We start from the raw sequence: 325 nt of genomic DNA on the forward strand, positions 1-325 counted from the left end.
CATCTTCCAGGTCGGGTCGGCGGACACAGAAGGCCGGTGCAGTGTCAGGGCCGGCAGATGGTGTAGCAGTTCCTTCGGGGCCCGGGTGCCGCACGGCACCCGGGCCCCTCGACTCGTTCCACACAGAGGTGCAAGTGACAGCAGACGATTCGTTCGGGCGTCTCGACGACGACGACTACCCCGCCTACACGATGGGCCGGGCCACCGAGATACTCGGCACCACCCAGGGCTTCCTGCGCGCCATCGGCGAAGCCCGCCTGATCACCCCGCTGCGCTCCGAGGGCGGCCACCGCCGCTACTCCCGCTACCAGCTGCGCATCGCCGC

1 protein-coding gene is annotated in these 325 nt (G+C 69.5%); it reads left to right on the forward strand.

Annotation, left to right across the window (positions count from 1 at the left end; all coding sequences use genetic code 11):
- Positions 1–134 precede the first annotated feature (134 nt).
- Positions 135–325 (forward strand): MerR family transcriptional regulator (locus OKJ99_RS16705; RefSeq protein ID WP_326017033.1); only part of this gene is annotated, 191 nt, incomplete at its 3' end.

This window comes from Streptomyces endophyticus (assembly GCF_035798155.1).
Taxonomy (GTDB): domain Bacteria; phylum Actinomycetota; class Actinomycetes; order Streptomycetales; family Streptomycetaceae; genus Streptomyces; species Streptomyces endophyticus.